The sequence below is a fragment of the Streptomyces sp. HNM0645 genome, assembly GCF_030056615.1.
In the GTDB taxonomy this organism is placed as follows: Bacteria; Actinomycetota; Actinomycetes; order Streptomycetales; family Streptomycetaceae; genus Streptomyces; species Streptomyces marianii.
On the sequence record NZ_JASHLT010000131.1, the window covers coordinates 1 to 409 of the forward strand.

Here is a 409-nt window from a genome sequence, read left to right on the forward strand (position 1 = left end):
ATGACTCCTGAGGAGCGGGATCTGGTCATGGGCCTGGTGCTCGTACCGGGTAAAGGCCGGACGCGCACGCTGGACGAGGTGCTCGCCCACTTCGGCGAGTCCGACGGTGGGGTCCTGGCGCTCCGGCTGCTCCGGGACGCCGTGGACCGCCGGGACGCCGACGACGTCGCGATGGCGTTGATCGTCAAGGCTGCCGCCGGCGCCTCGGGCGAGGAGTTCCTGGAGCCGTTGATCGAGCTGTCCCGTGCCGACTGGCACACTCGCCACGAGGACGTCGTGCGCATGCTGGGCAAGCTCCGTTCGCCCAGGACGGTGCCGGCGCTGCGCGAGGCGGCTCGCTGGATTCCCGAGTACCTGGACTGGGACGAGAACCGGGCGCTCGCGGTGAAGGCGATCTGGGCGCTCGGCG

General features: G+C 70.9%; 1 protein-coding gene. It reads left to right on the forward strand.

Annotation, left to right across the window (positions count from 1 at the left end):
• Window positions 1-409, forward strand: a 409-nt coding sequence (locus tag QMZ92_RS35955) for a hypothetical protein (RefSeq protein ID WP_283302151.1), incomplete at both ends; no start/stop codon positions are given.